At 71.9% G+C, this 24563-nt stretch carries 23 protein-coding genes and 1 tRNA gene; 17 read left to right on the top strand and 7 right to left on the bottom strand.

Features of this window, described 5'->3' with window-relative positions:
• Window positions 1-29 precede the first annotated feature (29 nt).
• Window positions 30-986: an NAD(+) diphosphatase gene (nudC, locus tag ACFY04_RS10985; protein ID WP_189732695.1), complete on the top strand. Its 957-nt coding sequence runs from the start codon at window positions 30-32 to the stop codon at window positions 984-986.
• 94 nt (window positions 987-1080) lie between these two features.
• Here the strand turns inward: nudC and ACFY04_RS10980 are convergent, their stop codons facing one another.
• Window positions 1081-1341, bottom strand: a complete 261-nt coding sequence (locus ACFY04_RS10980; protein WP_329379483.1) for a mycoredoxin — start codon at window positions 1339-1341, stop codon at window positions 1081-1083.
• Window positions 1342-1511: 170 nt separating this feature from the next.
• On the opposite strand from ACFY04_RS10980, the gene ACFY04_RS10975 reads away from it, so the two are divergent.
• The 5 genes from ACFY04_RS10975 to ACFY04_RS10955 all read left to right on the top strand — a co-directional run bounded on the left by ACFY04_RS10975 (window position 1512) and on the right by ACFY04_RS10955 (window position 5361).
• On the top strand, window positions 1512-3686 hold the full coding sequence (locus ACFY04_RS10975) for an ATP-dependent DNA helicase UvrD2 (protein ID WP_389115685.1): 2175 nt from the start codon (window positions 1512-1514) through the stop codon (window positions 3684-3686).
• A 179-nt stretch (window positions 3687-3865) separates the two neighbouring features.
• The gene (locus ACFY04_RS10970) at window positions 3866-4177 is read left to right on the top strand and encodes a hypothetical protein (RefSeq protein WP_389116025.1); all 312 of its coding nucleotides are present in this window, start codon (window positions 3866-3868) and stop codon (window positions 4175-4177) included.
• A gap of 179 nt (window positions 4178-4356) precedes the next feature.
• A complete protein-coding gene (locus tag ACFY04_RS10965) occupies window positions 4357-4728 on the top strand; it encodes a WhiB family transcriptional regulator (RefSeq protein ID WP_314243770.1) in 372 nt (123 codons plus the stop codon).
• Complete coding sequence (locus tag ACFY04_RS10960) at window positions 4725-5054, top strand: hypothetical protein (protein ID WP_150259124.1); 330 nt, start codon at window positions 4725-4727, stop codon at window positions 5052-5054. Before ACFY04_RS10965 ends, ACFY04_RS10960 begins: the two co-directional genes overlap by 4 nt.
• 100 nt (window positions 5055-5154) lie before the next feature.
• A complete protein-coding gene (locus ACFY04_RS10955) occupies window positions 5155-5361 on the top strand; it encodes a hypothetical protein (RefSeq protein ID WP_314243774.1) in 207 nt (68 codons plus the stop codon).
• Between the two features lie 13 nt (window positions 5362-5374).
• Here the strand turns inward: ACFY04_RS10955 and ACFY04_RS10950 are convergent, their stop codons facing one another.
• Together ACFY04_RS10950 and ACFY04_RS10945 are read right to left on the bottom strand one after the other, a co-directional pair.
• The gene (locus tag ACFY04_RS10950; protein WP_389115683.1) at window positions 5375-6703 is read right to left on the bottom strand and encodes an ABC1 kinase family protein; all 1329 of its coding nucleotides are present in this window, start codon (window positions 6701-6703) and stop codon (window positions 5375-5377) included.
• 72 nt (window positions 6704-6775) lie between these two features.
• Complete coding sequence (locus ACFY04_RS10945) at window positions 6776-7909, bottom strand: ThiF family adenylyltransferase (RefSeq protein ID WP_389115682.1); 1134 nt, start codon at window positions 7907-7909, stop codon at window positions 6776-6778.
• Between the two features lie 125 nt (window positions 7910-8034).
• Between ACFY04_RS10945 and ACFY04_RS10940 the strand changes: the two genes are divergently transcribed.
• The 4 genes from ACFY04_RS10940 to ACFY04_RS10925 all read left to right on the top strand — a co-directional run bounded on the left by ACFY04_RS10940 (window position 8035) and on the right by ACFY04_RS10925 (window position 11922).
• Window positions 8035-8673 carry a M48 family metallopeptidase gene (locus ACFY04_RS10940; RefSeq protein ID WP_389115681.1) on the top strand — a complete coding sequence of 213 codons (639 nt, stop codon included), beginning with the start codon at window positions 8035-8037 and terminating at the stop codon, window positions 8671-8673.
• A gap of 137 nt (window positions 8674-8810) precedes the next feature.
• The gene (locus ACFY04_RS10935; protein ID WP_389115678.1) at window positions 8811-10448 is read left to right on the top strand and encodes a TerD family protein; all 1638 of its coding nucleotides are present in this window, start codon (window positions 8811-8813) and stop codon (window positions 10446-10448) included.
• A gap of 20 nt (window positions 10449-10468) precedes the next feature.
• Window positions 10469-11149 carry an AIM24 family protein gene (locus ACFY04_RS10930; RefSeq protein WP_389116023.1) on the top strand — a complete coding sequence of 227 codons (681 nt, stop codon included), beginning with the start codon at window positions 10469-10471 and terminating at the stop codon, window positions 11147-11149.
• Between the two features lie 17 nt (window positions 11150-11166).
• Window positions 11167-11922 carry an AIM24 family protein gene (locus ACFY04_RS10925; RefSeq protein WP_150259129.1) on the top strand — a complete coding sequence of 252 codons (756 nt, stop codon included), beginning with the start codon at window positions 11167-11169 and terminating at the stop codon, window positions 11920-11922.
• A 92-nt stretch (window positions 11923-12014) separates the two neighbouring features.
• Here the strand turns inward: ACFY04_RS10925 and ACFY04_RS10920 are convergent, their stop codons facing one another.
• Window positions 12015-12545 carry an NUDIX hydrolase gene (locus ACFY04_RS10920; protein WP_389115676.1) on the bottom strand — a complete coding sequence of 177 codons (531 nt, stop codon included), beginning with the start codon at window positions 12543-12545 and terminating at the stop codon, window positions 12015-12017.
• A complete protein-coding gene (locus ACFY04_RS10915) occupies window positions 12542-13948 on the bottom strand; it encodes a zinc-dependent metalloprotease (protein ID WP_389115675.1) in 1407 nt (468 codons plus the stop codon). Before ACFY04_RS10915 ends, ACFY04_RS10920 begins: the two co-directional genes overlap by 4 nt.
• A gap of 192 nt (window positions 13949-14140) precedes the next feature.
• Between ACFY04_RS10915 and ACFY04_RS10910 the strand changes: the two genes are divergently transcribed.
• The 4 genes from ACFY04_RS10910 (at window position 14141) to ACFY04_RS10895 (ending at window position 17650) form a co-directional block, all read left to right on the top strand.
• On the top strand, window positions 14141-15307 hold the full coding sequence (locus ACFY04_RS10910; RefSeq protein WP_301366578.1) for an SDR family oxidoreductase: 1167 nt from the start codon (window positions 14141-14143) through the stop codon (window positions 15305-15307).
• Between the two features lie 144 nt (window positions 15308-15451).
• Window positions 15452-15913 carry a molybdenum cofactor biosynthesis protein MoaE gene (locus ACFY04_RS10905; protein WP_030010759.1) on the top strand — a complete coding sequence of 154 codons (462 nt, stop codon included), beginning with the start codon at window positions 15452-15454 and terminating at the stop codon, window positions 15911-15913.
• Between the two features lie 291 nt (window positions 15914-16204).
• The gene (locus ACFY04_RS10900; RefSeq protein WP_030010758.1) at window positions 16205-16420 is read left to right on the top strand and encodes a hypothetical protein; all 216 of its coding nucleotides are present in this window, start codon (window positions 16205-16207) and stop codon (window positions 16418-16420) included.
• Window positions 16421-16564: 144 nt separating this feature from the next.
• Window positions 16565-17650, top strand: coding sequence for a PDZ domain-containing protein (locus ACFY04_RS10895; RefSeq protein WP_389115673.1), 1086 nt, complete (start codon window positions 16565-16567; stop codon window positions 17648-17650).
• 33 nt (window positions 17651-17683) lie between these two features.
• Here the strand turns inward: ACFY04_RS10895 and ACFY04_RS10890 are convergent, their stop codons facing one another.
• On the bottom strand, window positions 17684-18253 hold the full coding sequence (locus ACFY04_RS10890) for a PPA1309 family protein (RefSeq protein ID WP_389115672.1): 570 nt from the start codon (window positions 18251-18253) through the stop codon (window positions 17684-17686).
• Between the two features lie 127 nt (window positions 18254-18380).
• On the opposite strand from ACFY04_RS10890, the gene ACFY04_RS10885 reads away from it, so the two are divergent.
• The 3 genes from ACFY04_RS10885 (at window position 18381) to ACFY04_RS10875 (ending at window position 23432) form a co-directional block, all read left to right on the top strand.
• Window positions 18381-21260 carry a UPF0182 family protein gene (locus ACFY04_RS10885; protein ID WP_389116022.1) on the top strand — a complete coding sequence of 960 codons (2880 nt, stop codon included), beginning with the start codon at window positions 18381-18383 and terminating at the stop codon, window positions 21258-21260.
• 49 nt (window positions 21261-21309) lie between these two features.
• Window positions 21310-21383: transfer RNA gene (locus ACFY04_RS10880), tRNA-Met, on the top strand.
• A 192-nt stretch (window positions 21384-21575) separates the two neighbouring features.
• Window positions 21576-23432 (top strand): sel1 repeat family protein, encoded by a 1857-nt coding sequence (locus tag ACFY04_RS10875; protein ID WP_389115671.1) that lies wholly within the window; start codon window positions 21576-21578, stop codon window positions 23430-23432.
• Between the two features lie 29 nt (window positions 23433-23461).
• Here the strand turns inward: ACFY04_RS10875 and ACFY04_RS10870 are convergent, their stop codons facing one another.
• Entirely contained in the window at window positions 23462-24538 is a 1077-nt protein-coding gene (locus ACFY04_RS10870; RefSeq protein ID WP_389115669.1) for an FAD-dependent oxidoreductase, read from the bottom strand.
• Window positions 24539-24563 lie beyond the last annotated feature (25 nt).

Raw genomic sequence — 24563 nt, 5'->3', positions numbered from 1 at the left:
CGAGCCTGCCTGTCCCACCACCGGGGGAGTTGGAAGTACCTGTGAGCACCCATACCGAGCGCCCTCTCACCGAGCGCCCTCTTTCGCTCGCCGCGCCCAGCGGGATCGACCGCGCCGCGCACCACCGTCTCGACGAGGCGTGGCTGGCCGCGGCCTGGAGCCACCCGACGACGCGCGTCTTCGTCGTCTCCGGCGGCCAGGTCCTGATCGACGACACCCCCGACGGCGGTTCCGGCATCGTGATGACCCCGGCCTTCGAGGCCCCGGTCACCGAGACCCACCGCTACTTCCTGGGCACCGACGAGGACGGCGTACGGTACTTCGCGCTGCAGAAGGACGCGCTGCCCGGCCGCATGGACCAGTCGGCCCGCCCGGCCGGCCTGCGCGAGGCCGGACTGCTGCTGTCCCCGCGCGACGCCGGGCTGATGGTGCACGCGGTGGCGCTGGAGAACTGGCAGCGGATGCACCGCTTCTGCTCGCGCTGCGGCGAGCGCACGGTGGTCGCGGCCGCCGGGCACATCCGCCGCTGCCCGGGCTGCGGCGCCGAGCACTACCCGCGCACCGACCCGGCCGTGATCATGCTGGTCACGGACGAGCACGACCGTGCGCTGCTGGGCCGCCAGGTGCACTGGCCGGAGGGCCGCTTCTCCACGCTGGCGGGGTTCGTGGAGCCGGGCGAGTCGATAGAGCAGTCCGTCATCCGCGAGGTGTGGGAGGAGGCGGGCGTCCGGGTCGGCGAGGTCGAGTACGTGGCCAGCCAGCCGTGGCCCTTCCCGTACAGCCTGATGCTGGGCTTCACGGCCCGCGCCACCACCTCGGAGATCACGGTGGACGGCGAGGAGATCGAGGAGGCCCGCTGGTTCTCCCGGGAGGAGCTGCGCGCGGCGTTCGCGTCGGGCGAGGTGCTGCCGCCGTCGGGCATCTCCATCGCCGCCCGGCTGGTCGAGCTCTGGTACGGCGAGCCGCTGCCGAAGGCGGCCGCGTAACCTTCGTCACTTCCCCGCCTCGTGACAGCGGAGGGCCCCCGCCTCGGCGGGGGCCCTCCGCTGTGCTCCGGTCTCGCCCGGTCCTCGCGGCCGGTCAGACGGCGAGGGCCTGCTTGACCTGGGCCAGGCTCGGGTTCGTCATGACGGACTCACTGCCCGCGGCGGACTTCACGAGCACGGTGGGAACCGTCTGGTTGCCGCCGTTGGCCTTCTCCACGAACGCGGCGGACGCCGGGTCGAGCTCGATGTTGATCTCGTTGTACGCGATGCCTTCCCGGTCCAGCTGGGTCTTCAGCCGACGGCAGTAGCCGCACCAGGTCGTGCTGTACATCGTGACGGTGCCCGTGTCCTGCATGCTGCGCTCTCCTTCGTGAGGGCTCGGTGGTCCGAGTACTCGAACGTACGGGACCCGGCGGCCATTCCCGTACGGTCGCCCCCGCGCACCCGGTGTGACTGATACGACTGATACGTGCCGCCTGTGGACAGTTTTCCCGCCCGACTCACGAGACCTGGCAGCATGGCGGGGTGACAGCAGCAACGCACTCCTCATCGTTCCCGGGTGGCCCCGCCTCCGCCGACTCGGCCGACGCGGTGCTCCTGGGCCTCGACCCGGAGCAGCGCGAGGTCGCGACGACCCTGCGCGGGCCGGTGTGCGTGCTGGCGGGTGCCGGTACCGGCAAGACCCGCGCGATCACCCACCGCATCGCCTACGGCGTCCGGTCCGGGCAGCTCATGCCGGCCAGTGTGCTGGCCGTCACCTTCACCAACCGCGCCGCGGGCGAGATGCGCGGACGCCTGCGCACCCTGGGCGCGGGCGGGGTCCAGGCCCGCACCTTCCACTCCGCGGCCCTGCGCCAGCTCCAGTACTTCTGGCCGAAGGCGGTCGGCGGCGAGGTGCCCCGGCTGCTGGAGCGCAAGATCCAGTTCGTGGCCGAGGCCGGCGCGCGCTGCCGCATCCGGCTCGACCGCAACGAGCTGCGCGACGTCACGGGCGAGATCGAATGGGCGAAGGTCACCCAGACCGTGCCCGCCGACTACCCGGTGGCCGCCCTCAAGTCGGGCCGCGAGGCCCCCCGGGACCTGGCCGAGATCGCCCAGATCTACGGGACGTACGAGCAGCTCAAGCGCGACCGCGGCATGATCGACTTCGAGGACGTGCTGCTCCTGACCGTCGGCATCCTCCAGGACCGCCACGACATCGCCGAGCAGATCCGCACCCAGTACCAGCACTTCGTCGTCGACGAGTACCAGGACGTCAGCCCGCTCCAGCAGCGGCTGCTGGACCTGTGGCTCGGCGAGCGCGACAGCCTCTGCGTCGTCGGTGACGCCAGCCAGACCATCTACTCCTTCACCGGCGCCACCCCCGACCACCTGCTGAACTTCCGCACCCGCTACCCGCAGGCCACGGTGGTCAAGCTGGTCCGCGACTACCGCTCCACCCCCCAGGTGGTCCATCTGGCCAACGGGCTCCTGAACCAGGCCAAGGGCCGGGCCGCCGAGCACCGGCTGGAGCTGATCTCCCAGCGCGAGGCCGGCCCCGACCCCGTCCACTCCGAGTACGCGGACGAGCCCGCCGAGGCCGAGGGCGTCGCCCACCGGATCCGGGACCTGATCGCCGCGGGTGTCCCCGCGGGCGAGATCGCCGTGCTCTACCGCATCAACGCCCAGTCCGAGGTCTACGAGCAGGCCCTCGCCGACGCCGGGGTCCCCTACCAGCTGCGCGGAGCCGAGCGGTTCTTCGAGCGCCAGGAGGTCCAGAGGGCGATCCTCGCGCTGCGCGGAGCCGCCCGCTCCGGCGGGAACGACCCGCTGCTCGACGACGTGGTGGAACTGGGCTCCCAGGTCCGGGCGGTGCTCAGCTCCACCGGCTGGAGCACCGAGCCGCCCGCCGGCTCCGGCGCCGTGCGCGACCAGTGGGAATCGCTGGCCGCGCTGGTCCGGCTCGCCGAGGACTTCGCCCGCGCCCGGCCCGGGGCCACCCTGGCGGACCTCACGATCGAGCTGGAGGAGCGCAAGGCCGCCCAGCACGCCCCGACCGTCCAGGGCGTCACCCTGGCCTCGCTGCACGCGGCGAAGGGTCTGGAGTGGGACGCCGTGTTCCTCGTCGGCCTCACCGACGGAATGATGCCGATCACCTATGCGAAGACCGACGAGCAGGTCGAGGAGGAACGGCGGCTGCTCTACGTCGGCGTCACCCGGGCACGGATACACCTGAGCCTGTCCTGGGCGCTCTCCCGCGCCCCCGGCGGCCGGGCCTCCAGGCGCCCCAGCCGCTTCCTGGACGGCCTGCGGCCGGGCTCCGCGGCCCGGGGCGCCGGAGCGGGCTCCGCGGCCGAGCGAGGGGTGCGCAAGCGCCCGCGCCGCGGTCCGGCGCTGTGCCGGGTCTGCGGCAAGACCCTGACCGAGGCCGGCGAGCTGAAGCTGATGCGCTGTGAGGACTGCCCGTCCGACATGGACGAAGGCCTCTACGAGCGGCTGCGGGAGTGGCGCGCGGCCCAGTCGAAGGAGCAAGGCCTGCCCGCCTACTGCGTCTTCACGGACAAGACGCTGATGGCCATCGCGGAGGCCGCGCCGTCCGAGGAGGGGGAGCTCTCGATGATCTCCGGAGTGGGCGGCCGTAAGCTTGACCGGTACGGAGCCGAGGTCCTGGCCATCTGCGCAGGTCAGGAGGTTGGGGCCGGGCATTCTGACGACGCGTAGAAACTCGTCGGAAAAATAGTTTGCACATGCCCAGCGAAGACCCATAGGTTCTTAGCAACGGAAACGGTGGCTTCTCCGAAGCCCAGGATCCGTGCTGTACTTATCCGAATACGCATGGGACAGGCCCCCGGGCCGAGTCCCCGAGACGCCGAGAGGAGGCGAGACCAGTGACCAGCTTCATGACCTTCACCAAAATGACCGATCGCTCGGTCGACGCTTCCTGCCTGCTCGGTTCCGTCTCCATCCTGGGTACCGGTGTGTCCGCGATTTCCGCCGACCGCCCCGCCCTGCTGGCGATCCTTCCGGTCAGTGAGCGCAATGAGCGACCGACCAGGGCATCGGTGGCAGTACTGGCAGCAGAAGCGCAGACGCATGGCGCCTATGGATTCGCTGCCGCAGCCGGTGCCGGATCCCAGAAGAAGCAGACGAAGCAGCAGCACCACCTGATGTGGGCCTTCCGCGGGCTCGAACCCTGGAGTGATCCAGCCTGATCGCATGATCAGGCCGGCGCCTTCAGGGCCGCGGAACCCCACCCGGGATCCGCGGCCCTTCTGTTTGTCCCGAACAGGGACGACGCAGCGAAGGGGCCTCGGGACTGGCAGCCAGGTACCAGCCGAACCCGGCCGACCGGCCGGAACGACTAGCCGAACAAGACGAGGAAGAAACCACCGTGCAACTCGAAGCGCACGCCCCGTCCGTACCGCAGACCCAGATGATCTCCCCGCCCGCAGTCCCGGAGGACCACACCTTGACCCCGCTCACCGCGCTGACCGCGCTCGACGACGCCATCGAGAACCTCGGCGTGCCCGTCCCCTGCCGCACCTTCGACCCCGAGGTCTTCTTCGCCGAGTCCCCGGCCGACGTCGAGTACGCCAAGTCCCTCTGCCGCACCTGCCCGCTGGTCGAGGCCTGCCTCGCCGGAGCGATCGAGCGCCGCGAGCCCTGGGGTGTCTGGGGTGGCGAGCTCTTCGTCCAGGGTGTCGTCGTCGCCCGCAAGCGTCCCCGTGGCCGTCCGCGCAAGAACCCGGTTGTCGCGGCATGACCGCCATCGGAACCATCGACCGCCCCCTGACGCACGACCCCTTGAAGCAGGCCCTCATGACCTCCTACACCACGAGCGAGCAGCCCCACGGCGCCGCCCACGCAGACTTCATCACCACCGGCGCGATCACCTCGCGTCAGAACAGGACCCGCGAAATGCAACTCATCCCAGAAGCCCTGGCTCGTGCCCATATGGACGAGCGCATGCGTGAGGTGGACGCCGAGCGTCACGCCGTGCGCCTGGTCGCCGCCCGCCGCATGCAGCGGCGTGCCGAGCGCGTCTCCATGCGCGCCCGGCGTGCGCTGGCCATGGCCGTCATGCAGTAAGAGCCGACAGCAGAATCCCCGGGGGGACCGGTCCGCACGGACCGGTCCCCCCGGTGCGTTGCGCGGGCCTGTCCGCCCCGGACGGGGATATCGTCTGGAGGTGGACCAGCCGACTCCCCGCCCCGGCCCGTCGGGATCCGAGGCCCAGCCCGTCGTATGCACGGGCTGTGGCGCCAAGGCCCCGGGCGAGATCCCACCCACCTGGACCTGCTCGGTGGAGAACGGGACCAGACAGTACTTCTGCGTCGACTGCGCGCGCGCCAACCTCCGGGCGATCGAGGGCAGGCTCGACTCGTCCTGGTGGTGACGCGCCTGCGCGGTCACTGGGCGGGGGCGAACCCCGGCAGCCAGGTGTCCAGTTCGTCCCGCAGCCGCACCGTCGCGCCCAGCTGGCACAGCACCCCGATGGTGCTCAGCGTCACGCGGTGGATCAGCAGGTAGGACGGCGGCAGGTTGATCTGGCGGCCCAACTGGTGCGCGGGGGAGCGGGGATCGGCGATCCGCGACGCCTGGCCGCGCAGCCACGGCCGGGTGAAGGTGAACTCCTCGGCCTCGGCGGGCTCGATGATCGGCTTCAGGTAGTCCAGCACCGCGTCGGGATCGAGCTCGACGGACTCCTTCACGAACCCCTCGGCACGCAGGTGCCCGTAGACCCCCTCGGCGTCACCGTCCAGCGTCATCCGCAGCGACCTGCCGATGGGCTTGGGCCAGCCCCCGGGCAGCCGGTCGACCGTGCCGAAGTCCAGGACCCCCAGCCGCGTCCGGCCGTCCGCCCCCGGTATCAGCCGGAAGTTGCCCGGGTGCGGGTCCGCGTGCAGCAGGCCGGTGCGTGCCGGACCGGAGAACAGGAACCCGGCCAGCAGCTGTCCGGCGCGATCCCGTTCTTCCTGGGTCCCTTCGGCTATCACCTCCGACAGCGGGGTCCCTTCCATCCACTCGGTCACCAGCACCTGGTCGCCCTGGTGCACGACGTCCGGCACGACCACGTCCGGGTCGTCCACGAAGGCGTCCGAGTGCGTCCGCTGGGCCTCGGCCTCGAGCTCGTAGTCGAGCTCCTCCGCGACCCGGTCGCGCAACTCCTTGATCAGCGGCTTGATCTCCATACCGGGGATCAGCGGCCCCAGCAGGCCCGCGAACCGGCCCAGCTGCTTCAGGTCCGACAGCAGTGCCTCACCGGCCCCCGGGTACTGGACCTTGACGGCCACCTGCCGGCCGTCGTGCCACACCGCCCGGTGCACCTGCCCGATGGAGGCCGCCGCGGCCGGCTTGTCCTCGAACTCCTCGAACAGGTCCCGCCAGTCGGCGCCGAGACGGTCCGTCAGCACCTGGTGCACCGTCGCCGCGGGCAGCGGCGGTGCCGCCTCCTGAAGCTTGGTCAGCGCCGCCCGGTAGGGGCCCGCGACCTCCTCGGGCAGGGCCGACTCGAAGACCGACAGGGCCTGCCCGAACTTCATGGCACCGCCCTTCAGTTCCCCGAGGGTGCGGAACAACTGCTCGGCGGTGCGCTGCTGGAGCTCGCGCGCCACGATCTCCGCGGACTTGCCCCCGATCCGCTTGCCCAGCCCCCACGTGGCCCGTCCCGCTATGCCGAGCGGCAGCGCGGCCAGCTTGACGGTACGGGTGACCGCCTTCCGGGGAAGATCAGACATACGCCCCTCCAAGTCCCAGACAGCTGCGCCGCGAACGGCGGATTCAGGAAGGGCTCCGCCGACCCGACAGCCTCAACGCATCCTGTCATGGCCCTCCCGGCCGCGACCCGCCCGATCCTCCCCCGGTGACCCGCCCGCCCCGCAGGGGCAGTCGGGATGCGGGTGGACCGGCGTGGATTCCCAGTGCAGGGCGGGGAGGGCCGCCTCCCAGCGGGAGCCCGTGGACGCGGGCAGCTGTCCGTCGAGGAAGGCCAGCGCATGGGCCGCGGCCAGCCCGGCCACCGCCGTGGACAGGCCCAGGTCGCAGGCCGCACCCGCGCGGCGGCGGTGGGCCGAACGCCACTGCACGAGCATCCTCGGCCAGGCCGCGTCCCGGTCCACGCGGTCGTGCTCCATGCACCCCGCGCAGGCCGTCGACCCCGGCAGCACCAGCGGCCCCACCAGCCCCGTCCCCTCCAACACCCCCGCGTACAGGTGCGGGATGCCCGCGGCGATCCAGTCGGCCGCGGTGTCCGGATCCGGGGCCCAGGCGTGCAGCCCGTCCCGGGGCGCGACCACCACCAGGGCCAGCCCCGGCTCCGCCACCTCGTCCTCCCCGGCCCGCGGGGTGCGCCCCGGGGCCGCCCCGCGCACCAGCCTGCCCGCGGACTCGGCCCGCGGTCGGCCCACGCTCCCGGGGTCCAGCCCGCCCGGTGCCACGTCCGCCGGCTCCACCCGGCCCCCGTCGAGCACCTCCACCCGGCCCACGCCGGCTCCCGCCAGGACCGCGGCGATCACGGCCCCCACCCGGCCGCTCCCGCGCACCCGGACCCGTATCGCCCGGCGGGCGGCGATACCCCGTAAGTCCCCGCCGGGCTCCCGGTGGACCAGGGACAGCGAGCCCAGGTCGGGCCCCAGCCGCTCCACGGTCTCCGGATGCCCCCGCAGGGCCTGGGCCCGCGGGCCGCCCGCCGTGGCGTCGTCGAGCAGACCGGCCCCCGCCAGCGTCCTGACCACCTCGTCGGCCCGGCCGTCCGGCAGCCCCATCCCCGAGGCCTCGGCCCGCAGCAGCTCCATTCCCCGGGTGCCGTCGATCCGGTCGATCAGCGTGCCCGTCGCCGTGTCCACGGGGCCGAGCACCACCGCGTGGGCGGGCGTCACGCCGAACTGAACCGTCTGCAGATCCCGCCACGCCCGCGCCAGTGCCGGCTTCACCTTCGGATACATGTCCCGTCCCCCTCGATATCCCGTGCGCATGCGCACGGCCCGTTTCCCGCTCTTCCGCAACAGTGCCCGCCCGCCGGAATCCGTGCAGGAATTTGTCCACAGGTGCGAGGTATTAGGCATATGAGATGAAGGGAAATGGGGTTCCGGAAATCGGCCCCGAATCCCTCGTGTTCGAACCGCGGACGAGCGGGACTTCCGCCACCACGACCGGGTACCGTCGTGGCGTGTCCGCCGACCCACCACAGCGCGCCGTCGAAGTCCGCCGGAGCGCGCGCCGCCGCAGGACCGTATCCGCCTATCGCGAGGGTGACCGTACGGTCGTGCTCATCCCTGCCCGGATGTCCGAGGCGGAGGAGCAGCGCTGGGTGGGGGTCATGCTCGACAAGCTGGCCGCCCAGGAGAGCAAGCGCACCTTCGGGGACGCGGAACTCACCGAGCGGGCCGCGCAGCTGTCCGAGCAGTACTTCGACGGCCGCGCCCGCCCCCGCACGGTCCGCTGGGTCACCAACCAGAACACCCGCTGGGGCTCCTGCACCCCCGCCGAAGGCAGCATCCGGCTCTCGCACCGGCTCCAGGGGATGCCCGAGTACGTCGTCGACTACGTGCTCCTGCACGAGCTGGCCCACCTCCTCGTACCCGGCCACGGCCCCCGCTTCTGGGAGCTGCTGGAGGCCTACCCGCGCACCGAGCGGGCCCGCGGTTACCTGGAGGGCGTGGTCGCCGCCGAGCGGCTGCCGAAGGTCCCCGCCGCCCGCGAGGAATGACCCCGCCGGCCGCCCGCCGCCCCGCCCGCCGCACGCAGTGTTTTGTACCGGGTCGGTACCGGCTTGGCCGGATGTCGGCAATTGCCGTTAGCCTGAGCGCCACGCATTCACAGTCGGGATGGGGGACGGTCGTACGTATGGCCAGGGAATTCCAACGCGGCCACAAGGCCAAGATCAGTGATCTCACGGCGGGCACCGATCTGTACGTAGGCGTCCAGATCGCCGGATCCGGACTCGCCTTCGACATCAGCTGTTTCGGCCTCGACGCCAACGAGCAGCTGTCGGACGACCGTTACTTCGTCTTCTTCAATCAGCCGAAGTCGCCGGAAGAGTCCATTCAGCAACTCGGTGCGCAGTCGGGCGACACCGAATCCTTCCGGGTGACGCTGGACCGCATTCCGGCGTCCATCCACAAACTGTCCTTCACCGCCACCATCGACGGTGCCGGACAGATGTCGCAGATCGGCCCCGGCTACATCCGGATCGTGGCCGGCGGCGAAGAGGTCGTCCGGTACGCGTTCACCGGCGCGGAGTTCACCACCGAGCGGGCCGTGATGCTCGGCGACTTCTACCTGAAGGACGTGTGGCGCTTCGCCGCCGTCGGCCAGGGCTTCGACGGCGGGCTCGACGCGCTGCTGCGGAACTTCGGCGGCGAGGTCGCCGAGGACGCGCAGCCGGCGCAGCAGGCCCCGGCCGCGGCCTCGCCCGGGTTCGCCGCGCCGCCGCAGGCGGCCGCCCCGGCCCCGGCCTTCGGCGCGCCGGCCCCCGCGCAGCAGGCCCCGCAGGCCCCGGCCCCCGCGCCGTCCTTCGGTGCGCCCGTACCCGCGCCCGGCGTCGTCCCGCAGCCGCAGTACCAGCAGCCAGCGGCCCCGGCCCCGGTGCACGCCGCGCCCACCATGGCCGCGCCGCTCGCCCCGCCGGCCCCCGCCCCGTACGGCCAGCCGCCGCAGCCGCCGCAGCCGTCCTACGGACAGGTGCCGCCGCCCGCGCCGGCCCCCGCGCCCTACGGGCAGCCGCCGCAGCAGCCCTCCTACGGCCAGGTCCCCGGCCAGCCACCGGGCCAGTTCCCGGGCCAGCAGCCCGGCTACGCCCCGCAGGGCGTACCCGCCGCCGGCGCCGGACTCGCCGCCGCGCTCCAGCCGTACAAGGAAGCCCCCACCGGCACCCGCTGGACCCCGCAGAACCAGCAGCTCATGCGCGTCGACCTCGCGATGGGCGGCCAGGCCGTCCTCGCCCGCCAGGGCAGCATGGTCCTGTACCAGGGCAAGGTCGACTTCAGCTACAAGGGCGCGGGCTTCGCCGGCCGCATCGTCGGCAACGCCACCGGCCAGGAGATGCAGCTCATGCGCTGCACCGGCCGCGGCCAGGTCTTCCTCGCGGAGAACGGCGCCCACCTGCACGCCATCGAGCTCCAGGGCGACGGGATCTGCGTCTCCGCGGAGGCCGTCCTAGCCTTCGACGAGTCGCTCCAGCACGAGGTCCGGCGGATCGAGGGCCACGGCATCCCCGGCGGCGCCCTGTTCACCATGCAGTTCCAGGGCACCGGCACGGTCATCGTCAAGACGCACGGGGTCCCGGTGGTCCTGCCCGTCACCCCGACCACCTTCGCGGACAGCAACGCCATCGTCGCGTGGTCCTCCGCCTCGCAGGTGATCATCTCCAGTCAGGTCCGGCTGCGGCGCAACGCCTACCCCGGCCACAGCGGGGAGACCGTGAACCTCCAGTTCCGCGGCGCTCCCGGCAACTTCATCGTCGTCCAGCCGTACGAGGTCTGAGGGAGCCCGACATGAACGCAATGAACCAGCAACTCGCGGGCTTCGCCCCGACCCCCGTCACGGCCCGCATGGAGAACCACGGCCGGGCCATGCTCAAGGTCGCCATGCAGAGCGGCCAGGACCTCTTCGCCCGCACCGGCTCGATGGTCGCCTACGAGGGCTTCGTCCAGTACGAGCCCAACCCGCCGGCCGTCCGCCAGATGGCCTCGCAGTGGATCAGCGGTGAAGGCGCGCCGCTGATGAAGTGCACCGGCGACGGCCTGCTCTACCTGGCCGACTACGGCGCCGACGTGGTCGTCATCAACCTCAACAACGACTCGCTCTCGGTCAACGGCACCAACCTCCTCGCCTTCGACGCCCACCTCCAGTGGGGCGTCGAGCGGGTCAAGGGTCTCGCCAAGTTCGCCGGCCAGGGCCTGTTCAACGTGCAGATCGCGGGCACCGGGTGGGTCGCCCTGACCTCCCGTGGCACCCCGATCGTGGTCGACTGCGGCCGCGGCGAGGACGAGACGTACGTCGACCCCGACGCGCTCGTCGCCTGGTCGCCGAATCTCAAGGTCAAGGGCAAGCGCAGCTTCAAGGCCTCGTCGATGATCGGCCGGGGCAGCGGGGAGGCCTACCAGATGGCCTTCTCCGGCCAGGGCATCGTCGTCGTACAGCCGAGCGAGGACAGCACCGACCGGCTCCGGGCCCGGGGCTGAGGGGGAGCGGACACATCATGCAGAGCGCACTTTTCGCCCACGCCGAGGCGCAGTCCCAGGAGCGGTACGCCATCCAGAACCCGCAGCTGCTGCGGGTCTCTCTGACGGGCTCCGACGACGTACTCGCCCGTAAGGGCGCGATGGTCGCCTACCAGGGACTCATCGACTTCGACGGCGAGTACCAGACCACCAGCCAGCGCAACGCCCGCCGCCGCACCGGCGAGGGCCTGGACCTCATGCGCTGCTCCGGGCAGGGCACGGTCTACCTGGCCAACCTGGCCCAGTACGTGCACGTCGTGGACGTGGACCAGGAGGGCCTCACGGTCGACAGCAGCTACGTGCTGGCCCTGGACTCCACCCTGCACACCGAGGTCATCGCGGTGGACAGCCAGTACGGGATCTCCGGCTCGGGCAAGTACCAGCTCAACATCTCCGGCCGCGGCAAGGTCGCGCTGATGACCTCCGGACAGCCGCTGATGATGCAGGTCACGCCCGACAAGTACGTCAATGCCGACGCGGACGCGATCGTGGCCTGGTCCACCTCGCTGCGGGTCCAGATGCAGGCCCAGACGCACTCCAGCGGGGTGTGGCGGCGGCGCGGCAACACCGGCGAGGGCTGGGAGCTGAGCTTCCTCGGCACCGGCTTCGCGCTGGTGCAGCCCAGCGAGGTGCTGCCGCCGCAGAACGCCCAGCTCGGCCAGGGCGTCGCCGCGCAGTTCGGCATGGGCCAGCACGGCTCCCACGCGCAGAACCAGAACAACGCCTGGAACTGACGGTTCCCGGCACGGCGAAGGGGCGGTCCCGCCAGGGACCGCCCCTTCGCCGCGTCCGCGTCGGCGCGCTCGGGCCGCGCGCGCCGGTGTGCTCAGCCGCCGAGCCGGGCCAAGGTCGCCTCCAGCAGCCGCACGACGGACGTGTCGGCCACCGCCGCCACCTCCTCGTACGGGAACCAGCGCAGGTCCAGGGACTCCTCGCTGATCTCCGCCACCGCGCCGGCCGGAGCCAGCGCCGCGTACTGCACGTCCAGGTGCCAGTGGCACGGTGCCGGGATCGGATGCCGGTCCAGGCGCACCGGACCGCCTTCGAGCAGGGTCAGCCCCGACGCGATGCCCGACTCCTCACGGGCCTCGCGCAGCGCCACGTCGGCCAGGGTCGCGTCACCGGGCTCGCAGTGGCCGCCCATCTGGAGCCACATGCCGAGCTTCTTGTGCAGGGTCAGCAGGACGCGCCCCCGCACCGGGTCGATCACCAGCGCGCTGCCCGTGACGTGCCCGGCCCCGCAGGGCTTGTAGACCCCGTCCGGGTGGGCAGCCAGGTGCTCCAGGTAGAGATCGCGCAGCTCCGGCTGGTCCTCGTACGCCTTCAGGACGAGGACCGCGTCTTCGTGCAGGCTCACTTCTTCTCGTCGCCGTCCTGCTCGCGCTTCTCGGCGGCCTCGCCGAGCATCTTGTCGATCTCGGAGAAGTCCAGCTGCTCGCGGTGCACGAACCCGTCCGGGTCGTCCAGGTCGGAGGCCGTCGGGAGCATGTCCGGGTGCTCCCAGAGGCCGTCGCGGCCGTCCACCCCGCGCGCGTCCGTGAGGGAGGCCCACAGCCGCGAGGCGTCGCGCAGCCGGCGCGGGCGCAGCTCCAGGCCGATCAGCGTCGCGAAGGTCTGCTCCGCCGGGCCGCCCGAGGCGCGCCGCCGCCGCATGGTCTCGCGCATCGCGTCCGCCGAGGTCAGCCGGGGCTTGGCGGCCTCGTGCACCACCGCGTCGACCCAGCCCTCGACCAGCGCGAGCGCCGTCTCCAGGCGGGCCAGGGCGGCCTTCTGCTCGGGGGTGTCCTGCGGCTGGAACATGCCGCCCTGGAGCGCTTCCTGCAGCTGCTCCGGGTTGGACGGGTCCAGCTGGCCGACGACGTCCTCCAGCTTCGAGGTGTCCACCTTGATGCCGCGGGCGTAGCCCTCGACCGCGCCGAACAGGTGCGAGCGCAGCCACGGCACGTGGGCGAAGAGCCGGGCGTGGGCCGCCTCGCGCAGGGCCAGGTAGAGCCGCACCTCCTCCGGGGGCACGCCCAGGTCCTTGCCGAAGCTCTCGATGTTCAGCGGCAGCAGCGCGGCCTTCCCGGCCGGGCCCAGCGGCAGGCCGATGTCCGTCGAGCCGACGACCTCGCCCGCGAGGGTGCCGACGGCCTGGCCGATCTGCTGGCCGAACATGGCGCCGCCCATGGAGCGCATCATGCCGAGCAGCGGGCCCGCCATGGCCTGCATCTCCTCGGGCAGCACGCCGCCCATGGCCGCGCCGACCCGCTCCGCGACCGGGTCCACGAGCTCCTTCCACACCGGGAGGGTCGCCTCGACCCACTCGGCGCGGCTCCAGGCCACGGCCGTGGTGGCGCCCGAGGGCAGCGAGGTCACACCGTCCAGCCAGTGGTCGGCGAGGCGCACGGCCTCCTCGACGGCGGACTTCTCGGCGACGCCGACGCTCGTGTCCTTCACGCCGTCCGCGGTGCCCTGCGCGACGGTCTGGCGGGCGATGTCCTTGGCCATGTCCCAGTTCACGGGACCGCCCTCGTAGCTCAGCATCTGGCCGAGCTGCTGGAAGGCGGCACCGAGGTCGTTCGGGTTCATCGAACCGAACATCGCGGCGAACGGGTTGTCCGCTCCGGGAGCGCCCGCCCCGCCCGGCAGACCCATGCCGGGGAACCCGAAGGGATTCGCCGGGCCGCCCTGACCGCCCTGGTTGCCCTTCTTCTTGCCTTCGTCGCCGTCTTCCGGCTCCTCCGGCGGAAGGCCGAATCCGAATGGGGTGTCGCTCACGGGTTTCCTCGGCTCGTAGGGCCGCCGGCGGGAGCCGACGGGCAATGGTCCGACAACACCACCCAGCGTAGACACCGCGGCCGCATCCGGGCTCGGTGCTCCGCCGACTCCTGGGCTGCGGCAGGATGGACATCACCTGGTGGGTACGCGTCACGGCGCGCCCCTACTGAAGACAACCGCTGGAGACGCCCGGTGAGTTCCCCAGATCCGCAGTTTCGCGCGATGCACGACGACGAAAACAGCTCCGAGCACGGTGACAGCGCCCCCGGCGTTCGCCAGCCGCGAAACCCGGAGGGAATCCGCCGGCGCAGCCCGGTGATCGCCGTGACCGGCGCCGCCTCGGGCGTCGGCGCGGCCCTGGTGAGCCGCCTGGCCGCCTCCGACGAGGTCAAGCAGGTCGTCGCCATCGACGAGCGACGGGGGGACTGCGCTGCCGCGCAGTGGCACATCCTCGACGTACGCGACCCCGCGATCGCCGAGAAGCTGCGCGGCGCGGACGTCGTGGTCCACCTCGCGCTGGACCTCGACCTGGAGACCGACCCGGCCGCCCGTACGGCGTACAACGTGCGCGGCACCCAGACCGTCCTGACGGCCGCCGCCGCGGCCGGCGTGCACCGGGTGGTGCTCTGCACCTCGGCGATGGTCTACGGGGCCCTGCCGGACAACGACATCCCGCTGTCCGAGGACTCCGAGCTGCGGGCCACCGCCGAGGCGACCGGCGTCGGCGACCTGCTGGAGATCGAGCGCCTCGGCCGCCGGGCCCCCCGCGCGCACCCCGGACTGAACGTCACCGTGATCCGCCCGGCCGTCCTGGTCGGCGGCACGGACACCGCCCTGACCCGCTACTTCGAGTCCCCGCGCCTGCTCGTGGTGGCGGGATCCCGCCCCACGTGGCAGTTCTGCCACGTGGACGACCTGGTCAGCGCCCTGGAGTACGCGGCCCTGGAGAAGGTCGAGGGCGAGCTGGCCGTGGGCTGCGAGGGGTGGCTGGAGCAGGAGGAGGTCGAGGAGCTGAGCGGCATCCGCCGCATGGAGCTCCCCTCCGCGGTCGCCCTGGGAGCGGCGGCCCGGCTGCACCGGATCGGCCTGACCCCGTCCCCGGCCGGGGACCTCGCCTACACGATGCACCCGTGGGTGGTCAGCGTCAGCGGGCTGCACGCGGCGGGCTGGCGGCCGCGCTGGACCAACGAGGAGGTGCTCGCCGAGCTCCTCCAGGAGGTCTCGGGCCGCCACACGGTCGCGGGCCGCCGGCTGGGCCGCAGGGACGCCGCCACGGCCGCCGGTGCGGCCGGCGCGACGGTGGCCCTGCTGGGCGCGGCCGCGGCGGTCCGCCTGGCGCGCAAGCGCCGCGGGATCTGACCGGCCCCGGCGCCGCGCGCGCCGTCCGGCCGGGCGGACCGCGGGGTTCCGCGGGCCCGCCCTGTAGGAGGCTCCCAAGGCGGCGCCCCCGCCCCGGGCGAATCTGCTATTTCGCCGTGTCAGCGGCTAAGGCACGATGAAGGCATGGCACCGCACTTCGACCACCCCGGTGAGCAGGCCGCTTCGGACCCGATCCGGCTGCTCCAGATCCGCGAGACCGCCCTGTCGATCGACGAGGTCTTCCAGGCCGTCGGCGACGACGCGTCGGGCGGTACGACGCTCTTCGTCGGCACGGTGCGCAACCACGACAGCGGGGCGGACGTCGACTCGCTCGGCTACTCCTGCCATCCGACGGCCGAGGCCGAGATGCGCCGCGTGGCCGAGCGCGTCGTGGCCAAGTTCCCGGTCCGCGCCCTGGCGGCCGTGCACCGCGTCGGTGACCTGGCCGTGGGCGACCTGGCCGTCGTCGTCGCCGTGTCCTGCCCGCACCGCGGCGAGGCCTTCGAGGCCGCCCGGATGCTGATCGACGACCTCAAGCACGAGGTCCCGATCTGGAAGCACCAGACGTTCAGCGACGGCACGGAGGAGTGGGTCGGCGCCTGCTGAGGCTCGGGCCGCGCAGGCCGCAGGACGGAGTCCGGCACGGCCGGGCGAAGCCCGTGAGGCGCTCCGGCGCCGAGCGGTGCGAGTCCGGCCTTCGAGGAGGGCGGCGTTCGGCGACGGCACCGAGGAGTGGGCGGGCGCCTGCCGAACCCCCCGGTCACGGAGCGCCACCCGGAAGGCGGTAGCCTCGCACCCGTTCGGCCGCGCAACACGCCCTCGATTTGCGTAACCCCCCCACGGGCACGAGCGTTGAAGCCACCAACGAAACGTACTTCGGGGTAGGGAGGCACGCCCATGGCGTCTTTGGCGTGGTTGCTGATTCCGCTGTTCGCCGCGATCGGAGCGGCGATATGGGGCAGCTGGGCGGCACGCGACCGCACACAGGGTGACATATCCGAGCTCGCGGGTTACGCGCGATTCCGGGAAGCCATGGCCAATGCCGATCAGGCCAGGGTGAAGGCCGACGCCCACTCCTCCCCGTCCGCCCACTCCGCCTCCGACGCCGTCTGACCGCCCGCCGTCGTTCGACGCTCCGCGTCCGACCGGCTCCGGTCCGACGCGGTCGGTGAGATTCCGCTGAGAGTTTCGCGTGCGGACCCCGTACGGACCGGCCCCGAGGGCCGCCCGCCAGGGCCGTCCCGTACTGTCGGATCCATGCCACGCCGCACCGCGACGATGCTCGCTTCCACCCTGGTGCTGTTCGCGCTGCTCTGCGCAGGGGTGTTCATCAAGGTCCCGTACTCCGAGATGAGCCCCGGCCCGACCGTGAACACGCTCGGGGACTCGCACGGCGCGCCCGTCCTTCACATCGCGGGGCGCAAGACGTACCCGACCAGTGGTCACCTCAACATGACCACGGTCCGCGTCACCGGTGCGGACTACGACATGAGCCTGGTGGAAGCGGTCTACGGATGGCTGGCCGGCGACAACATCGTCGTCCCGCACGAGAACCTCTACCCGAACGGGAAGACGGAGGCGGAGTCCACCCAGGAGAACGCCGAGGAGTTCAGCCAGTCGCAGCAGAGCGCCAAGGTGGCGGCCCTGAAGCAGCTCGGCATCCCGGTCACCGCCCGGGTGATCGTCTCCACCGTGGTCAAGGACAGCCCCTCCGAGGGCCGGCTGCACGCCGGGGACGTGGTCAAGGCCGTGGACGGCACCGCCGTCACCGCCCCCGAGGACGTGGCCAAGCTCGTCACCAAGCACAAGCCGGGTGAGCCGGTGGAGTTCACGATCGTGCCCGCCAAGGACGCGGCCGAGGCGGCGAAGGCCGGCAACAACGACCCCTCCACCTCGAAGCTGACGATCACCGCGGGGAAGGCGGAGGGCGACGGTCACGCCATCGTCGGCATCCGGGCGGGCACCGACCACGCCTTCCCGTTCACGATCGACATCAAGCTCGCCGACGTCGGCGGCCCGAGCGCCGGGCTGATGTTCGCCCTCGGCATCGTCGACAAGCTCACCCCGGAGGACCTGACCGGCGGGAAGTTCGTCGCGGGCACCGGCACCATCGACGACGCGGGCAAGGTCGGCCCCATCGGCGGCATCCAGATGAAGACCATCGGCGCCCGCAACGCCGGTGCCGAGTACTTCCTGACGCCCGCCGAGAACTGCGCCTCCGCGGCCTCCCACGTCCCCGACGGGCTGACCCTGGTCAAGGTGTCCACCATCGACGACGCCACGAAGGCACTGGAGAAGATCAGCAAGGGGGACAAGGCGGGGCTGCCGCAGTGCACCGGCTAGCCCCGACCGCTCCGTCCCCCTGACGGGCAGGACCTACGAGAAGGTCGCCGCCAGGGCCTCCGCCAGGCCGGGTACCAGGCCCGCACCGGTGAGGACCTCCGTCGAGGAGTCCTTCTCGCGCAGCCGTACGGCCGACTCACGCGATCCGTCGCGCAGCACGGCCACGGTGAGGCGCACCTCCTGCCGCTCCGGGTGCCCGGCGACCCACTTCGACAGCTGCTTGTCGTTCAGCCCCTCCGGTACGGAGGCCTCCGCGGACGGCGGCAGCATCAGGCGCTCCACCGTCAGCGCGCAGCCGACGACGGCGTCGGGCCAGGCGATGGTGCCGAGGAACTTGTCGAGCGGCGTCCCCTTCGGGACCTCGTCCTGCTCGATGGGGGTGAGGGAGGACTTGCCGGCGTCGTCCTGGTCGAGACCGAGCTGGGTCGCCAGCCGCGGCTCCTGCTTCTTGAGCCGGGCGGTGTCGACGAGGGCGAAGAGCCGCGCGGGCTTGTCCCAGCCGAGGCCGGCCGCGTACTCGTCGATCTCGAGGCAGGCGCGGGTCAGCGGGCTGGCCGCCATGGGGGTGCCGGGGGAAGGTGAAAGGTTGGACATGGGCAACATCCTGCCTCCTTTCCATCGATTACCGGGAACTGACCGAAGCCTCAGTAAGTTGCATGAGTGGGCTCTACGATCGGGGGCCCGTTCATTACCAGACTCAGCTTTCGAGGTGCGCACCTTGGCTTTCCAGATGCCGGACCGCGGCGGAGGCCCTTCGGGGCCACGGATGAGAGTCGGCCGCCCCTCCCGGCGGGCGAGAACTCTCCTCATGACCCTGGGCGTGCTGGCCGTCCTGGCCATGCTCTTCATCATGTTCGCGGGCTTCTGGACTGACTGGCTCTGGTTCCGCTCCGTGAAGTACTCGACCGTCTTCACCACCACCCTGTGGACCAAGATCGGCCTCTTCGCCGTGTTCGGTCTGCTGATGGCGGGTGCCGTCGGTTTCAACATCTGGCTGGCCCACCGGCTGCGGCCGCCGCTCAGCGCGATGTCGATGGAACAGCAGAGCCTCGACCGCTACCGGATGAGCATCGCCCCGTACAAGAAGTGGCTGCTCCTGGGCATTGCGGCGCTCGTCGGCCTGATCGCGGGCGCCTCGGCGGCCGGCCAGTGGAAGACCTGGCTCATGTACGTGAACGGGGTGCCCTTCGGTTCGAAGGACCCGCAGTTCCACATGGACGTGTCCTTCTACACCTTCGACCTGCCCTGGTACCGCTTCCTGCTCGGCTTCGGCTTCGCCGCGGTCGTGCTGTCGGTGATCGCCGCGGCCGTCGTGCACTACCTGTACGGCGGACTGCGCGTGACCAGCCCGGGCGCGCGGGCCACCGCCGCCGCCACCGGCCACCTGTCGGTGCTGCTCGGTCTCTTCGTCACGCTCAAGGCGGTCGCCTACTGGCTCGACCGGTACGGCCTCGCCGTGAAGTCCAGCGACTTCAAGGCCGCCGACAACTGGACGGGCCTGCGCTACGTCGACGCGAACGCCTACCTGCCGGCGAAGACGATCCTCGTCGCCATCGCCGCGATCTGCGCCGTGCTGTTCTTCGCGACGCTGTGGCGCCGCACCTGGCAGCTGCCGGTGATCGGCTTCGGCCTGATGGTGCTCTCGGCGATCCTGATCGGCGGGCTCTACCCGGCGATCGTGCAGAAGTTCCAGGTCCAGCCGAACGAGCAGGCCAAGGAATCCCCGTACGTCCAGAAGAACATCAAGGCCACGCGCGACGCCTACGGCATCGCCGGCTCCGAGGTCACGGACTACCCGGGCGTCCCGCAGACGGAGGACCGGGGCAAGCTGCGGCCGCAGGCCGACACCACGGCCAGCATCCGCATCCTCGACCCGAACATCGTCTCGCCGGCCTTCCAGCAGCTCCAGCAGGTCAAGGGCTACTACGCCTTCCCGTCCACGCTCGCCGTGGACCGGTACAGCGGCCAGGACACGGTCATCGGGCTGCGCGAGCTGAACATCGGCGGCATCCCGAAGAACAACTGGATCAACGACCACTTCAAGTACACGCACGGTTACGGCGTGGTCGCGGCCAAGGGCACCACCGTGAAGGAGGGCGCTCCCGACTTCACCCAGTCCGACCTGCCCTCCAAGGGCGTGTTCGGCACGGACTTCGAGCAGCGCATCTACTACGGCGAGCAGACGAAGCAGTACTCGATCGTCGGCGGTCCGCAGAAGGAGCTCGACTACTCGGACGACAAGGGCGAGAAGGAGACGAGCTACAAGGGCGACTCCGGCGTCAATCTCGACAACCCGGTCAACCGGGCCGCCTACGCGCTCACCTTCAACGAGCCGCAGATCCTCTACTCCGGCGCCATCGGCGACGGCTCGCGGATCCTCTACAACCGCACGCCCAAGCAGCGCGTCGAGGCCGTCGCCCCGTGGCTGACCATCGACGGTGCGCCCTACCCGGCCGTGATCGACGGCCGGATCAAGTGGATCGTCGACGCGTACACGACCACCAACGGCTACCCGTACGCCTCGCGCACCACGCTGGGCCAGAGCACCGCGGACTCGCTGACCAACAGCCAGCGCGCGGTGGTCGCCCAGGAGAACCAGGTCAACTACATCCGCAACTCGGTGAAGGCCACCGTCGACGCGTACGACGGCTCGGTCGACCTGTACCAGTGGGACACCGAGGACCCGGTCCTGAAGACCTGGATGAAGGCGTTCCCGGGCACGGTGAAGCCCAAGGCCGACATCGCCAAGCCGCTCATGGAACACCTGCGGTACCCGCAGGACCTCTTCAAGGTCCAGCGCGAACTGCTGACCCGGTACCACGTCACCGACCCGCAGACCTTCCTCAGCGGCAGTGAGGCGTGGGCGGTCCCGGACGACCCGACGACCAAGGCCGGTACGGCCGTTCCGCCGTACTACCTGTCGATGAAGATGCCGGGCCAGAAGGGGAAGGACCAGGTCTTCTCGCTCACCACGACGTTCACGCCGAACGAGCGGCCCAACCTGAGTGCCTTCATGGCGGTCAACGCCGATCCGGGCACCCCGGACTACGGCAAGATCCGCATTCTGAAGATGCCGACCAGCAAGCCGCCGGACGGCCCCGGTCAGGTGCAGAGCAAGTTCCAGTCGGAACCGAAGATCGCCGAGTCCATCCGCCTGCTGCGCGGTGGTGACTCGGAGATCGAGTACGGCAACCTGCTCGCGGTGCCGCTCGACGGCGGGATGCTCTACGTCGAGCCGGTCTACGTCCGGAGCTCCGGCCTGAAGTACCCGCTGCTGCGCAAGGTGCTCGTGACCTACGGCAACCAGACCGCCTTCGAGGACACCCTGGAGAAGGCGCTGAACGTGGTCTTCGGGGCCGAGGCGCCGACCGTTCCGGTGCCCCCGGAGCAGCCGCCGGGCGAGGGCACCGTCACGCCGCCGACCATCCAGGACCCGACGGTGAAGGCGGCGCTCGCCGACGCGCAGAAGGCCATCGAGGACGCCGAGAAGGCCCGGCAGGCCGGTGACTGGGCGGCCTTCGGCAAGGCCCAGGACGAGATCAAGGCCGCGCTGAAGCGGGCGATCGAGGCCGAGGCGAAGGTGACGGCGCCCGCCCCGGCCGGCCAGTGATCAATGGGTAATGGTTCCACCCCGCGTCGTGATACTGTGGTTTCACCGACGCGGGGTGGAGCAGCTCGGTAGCTCGCTGGGCTCATAACCCAGAGGTCGCAGGTTCAAATCCTGTCCCCGCTACTGAAGATGAAGGCCCGGATCCATGGGATCCGGGCCTTCGTCATGTCCGGGACGGACACGCGGTAGCCGGGGAGGGTGACTTGTGGGTGGAGCGTGTTTGACTTACCTCACTGTGGGCATGTCGACAAAACGCTGTAGTGACCTCACTGGCTGCGACATACCAGGTGTACGCGGGTAGCAGGTGATGCGACGATGGGATTTATGGGGGACAGGTCAACTCTGCTGGAGACAGGGCGGTTTGTGAGGGCGGAGTCCGGGACGGACACAGAGGCCGAGGGGGCGGCTCCGGTCGCCGACGCGCAGACCGCACTGACCGATGCGGATTTCGCAGAGGAGATGTTCGCCGAGACCGACGCGGCGAGCGACGCCGAGCTGGAAGCACGGCACCGGGTGGCCGCCGACAAGGGCGACTCCGGAGCCATGAGCGTGCTCGGCGCGCTGCTGCTGCGCCGCGGCGACCTCGACGGCGCCGAACCGTACCTGCGGGGAGCCACCGGCGAAGGGGACCGCGCCGCCGCGAACAACCTCGGCGTGCTGCTCCACCAGCGGGGCTACCCCGAGGACGCGGCCGGCTGGTGGCGGGTCGCCGCCGTCGCCGGATCCGCCCCCGCCGCGCACGCCCTCGGCCGCTACTTCCGTGAGCGCGGGGACGAGCCCGCCGCCGAGTACTGGATGCGGCAGGCGGCCGAGTCCGGCCACGCGCTGGGCGCGTACGGGCTGGCCGACCTGCTGGAGCACCGCGGGGACAAGGGCGTAGAGCGGTGGTTCCGCGCCGCCGCCGAACAGGGGCACCGCGAAGCCGCGTACCGGCTGGCGAGGCACCTGCGCAAGGGCGACCCCACCGAGGCCGAGCAGTGGTACCGGCAGGCGGCCGCCCGCGGGCACCGGCGCGCCGCCCTGCATCTGGGCGCCCTGCTGGAGGCGCGCGGCGAGCTCAAGGAGGCCGGGCGCTGGTACCTGACCTCCGCCAAGCAGGGGGAGGCGCGGGCGGCGTGCGCGCTCGGCTTCCTGCTGCGCGACGCCGGCGACGAGGAGAGCGCCGCCGTGTGGTGGCACCGGGCGGCGCAGGACGGCGACGGCAACGCCGCCAACGCGCTGGGCGCGCTGTACGCCGCACGCGGCGAGACCCAGACCGCGGAGCGCTGGTACCGGACCGCCATGGACGCGGGCGACCAAAACGGGGCGTACAACCTTGCTCTGCTGTGCGTCGCACAGGACCGGACCGCGCAGGCCGAGCAGTGGTACCGGCGGGCCGCCTACGCCGGGCACCGCGAGGCGGCCAACGCGCTGGCGATCATGCTGCTCCAGGTCGGGGACGCGGCGGGCGCCGAGCCCTGGTTCTCGAAGGCGGCCGAGGCGGGCAGCGTCGACGCCGCGTTCAACCTCGGGATCCTGTTCGCCAGCCGCGACGAGGACCGGACGGCGCTGAAGTGGTACGAGCGGGCCGCGTCGGCCGGTCACACCGACGCGGCGCTGCAGGTCGGCATCGCGCTGGTGCGGGACGGCGAGGACCGGGCGGCCGAGCGGCACCTGCGCTGCGCGGCGGGCGGCGGCAGCGCGGAGGCGGCGTTCCGCCTGGCCGCGCTGCTGGAGTCGCTGGCCCCGCCGCCGGAGCCGGTGGCCCTGGGCGAGCCCGTGGGCGGCGCCCCGCGCACCGAGAGCGAGGAGTGGTACGAGCGGGCCGCCGAGCTGGGGCACCGCCGGGCCCAGGTGCGGGTCGGCATGCTGGCCGCCGCCCGCGGCGACCTGGCCGTCGCCGCGCGCTGGTACCGGGAGGCGGCCGAGGCCGGCTCCCGCAACGGCGCCTTCAACCTCGGGCTGCTGCTGGCCCGCGAGGGGAGCGAGCCGGAGGCCGCCCTGTGGTGGACCCGCGCGGCGGTGGCGGGCCACGGCCGCGCCGCCCTGCGCCTCGGCCTGCTCGCGGCCCGCCACGGGGACCTCGCGGAGGGCCAGAAGTGGTGCGTGCGCGCCATGGAACTGGGCCCGGCCGAGGTATCGGAACGCGCGGCCCGGCTCCGCGAGGCCCTGGCCGAGGAACTCTCGGCCTAGGCCGAGAGGCCCCGTCCCGCTGCCGCCTCTCAGCGGTAGAGCCAGGAGGTGGAGCGGGCGTAGACGTGCCGGAAGACGAGCGGCATCAGCAGGTCGTTGACCCGGCGCTGCACCGTGCCCGGGGTCTTCGAGTCGCGGTTCGTCGCCGCGGCCCGGGTCATCCGGGACACCCGGGGGCGGCGCAGCCGGGTGTATTCGGCCAGGGCCGCGTCCACGCCCGGAACCGATGCCACGCACCGCGCCAGGGCCACCGCGTCCTCGATCGCCATCGACGCGCCCTGCCCGGCCCCGACCGGGTGGGCCGCGTCGCCGACCAGGACGGTGCGCCCGTCGTGCCAGACGGGCACGTCTGCCAGCCGGTGCATCGGCATCGGGCGGTCGACGCGGGTGGCCGCCCGGATCAGGGACAGCGGCAGCTCCTCCTTGCCGTACAGCTCCGCCAGCAGGGCCTGGGTGACCTCCGCCGGGTCCGGGGGCTCCGGGGCAGGCACCTGGGCCGACCACCAGACCGTGCCGTCCGCCGCCGGGACACAGAGGAACGCTCCCCGCCGGCCGAAGACGAAGTGGTAGGTGCCGGGCGTGAGGTGCACGCCTTCGGAGACCCCCGACACGCTGTAGAGCCCCGCGTACCGCACCTGTGGCGCCGCCGGGTCCAGCGCCGGGCGGGTGGCGGACCAGATGCCGTCGGCCGCCACCACCAGGTCCGCGTCCAGATCCGCCGGGTCCACCCGCCGCCCCGTCTCGATCCGGGCCCCGGCCCGGACCGCCTCGGCCCGCAGCACCTCCACCAGCCGCCCGCGCAGCAGCGTGGTGCTGTGCAGGCTGTCCGAGGCGCGCCGGCCGCGCGGCACCTCCCCGAGGAGCTTGCCCGAGGAGGACCACATCCGCTGCAGGGCGACCGGGAACCCGGCGGCCTGGACCTCGGCGAGGCAGCCCAGCGAGTCCAGCCCCCGCAGCCCGTTGACGGCGAGGCTGAGGAACGAGCCCACCTGCCCGGCCGGGTCCTCGTACGCCTCGTGGACCGTGACCTCCGCGCCGGTCGCGCGGCGCAGAGCGATCGCGCTCGCCGCTCCGGCGACTCCGCCCCCGATGACTGACACACGCATGTCCGACCCCTTTCGCTGAATCTAC

This window comes from Streptomyces sp. NPDC001549, assembly GCF_042894025.1.
In the GTDB taxonomy this organism is placed as follows: Bacteria; Actinomycetota; Actinomycetes; order Streptomycetales; family Streptomycetaceae; genus Streptomyces; species Streptomyces kutzneri.
This window is presented reverse-complemented; position numbering and strand designations above follow the sequence as displayed.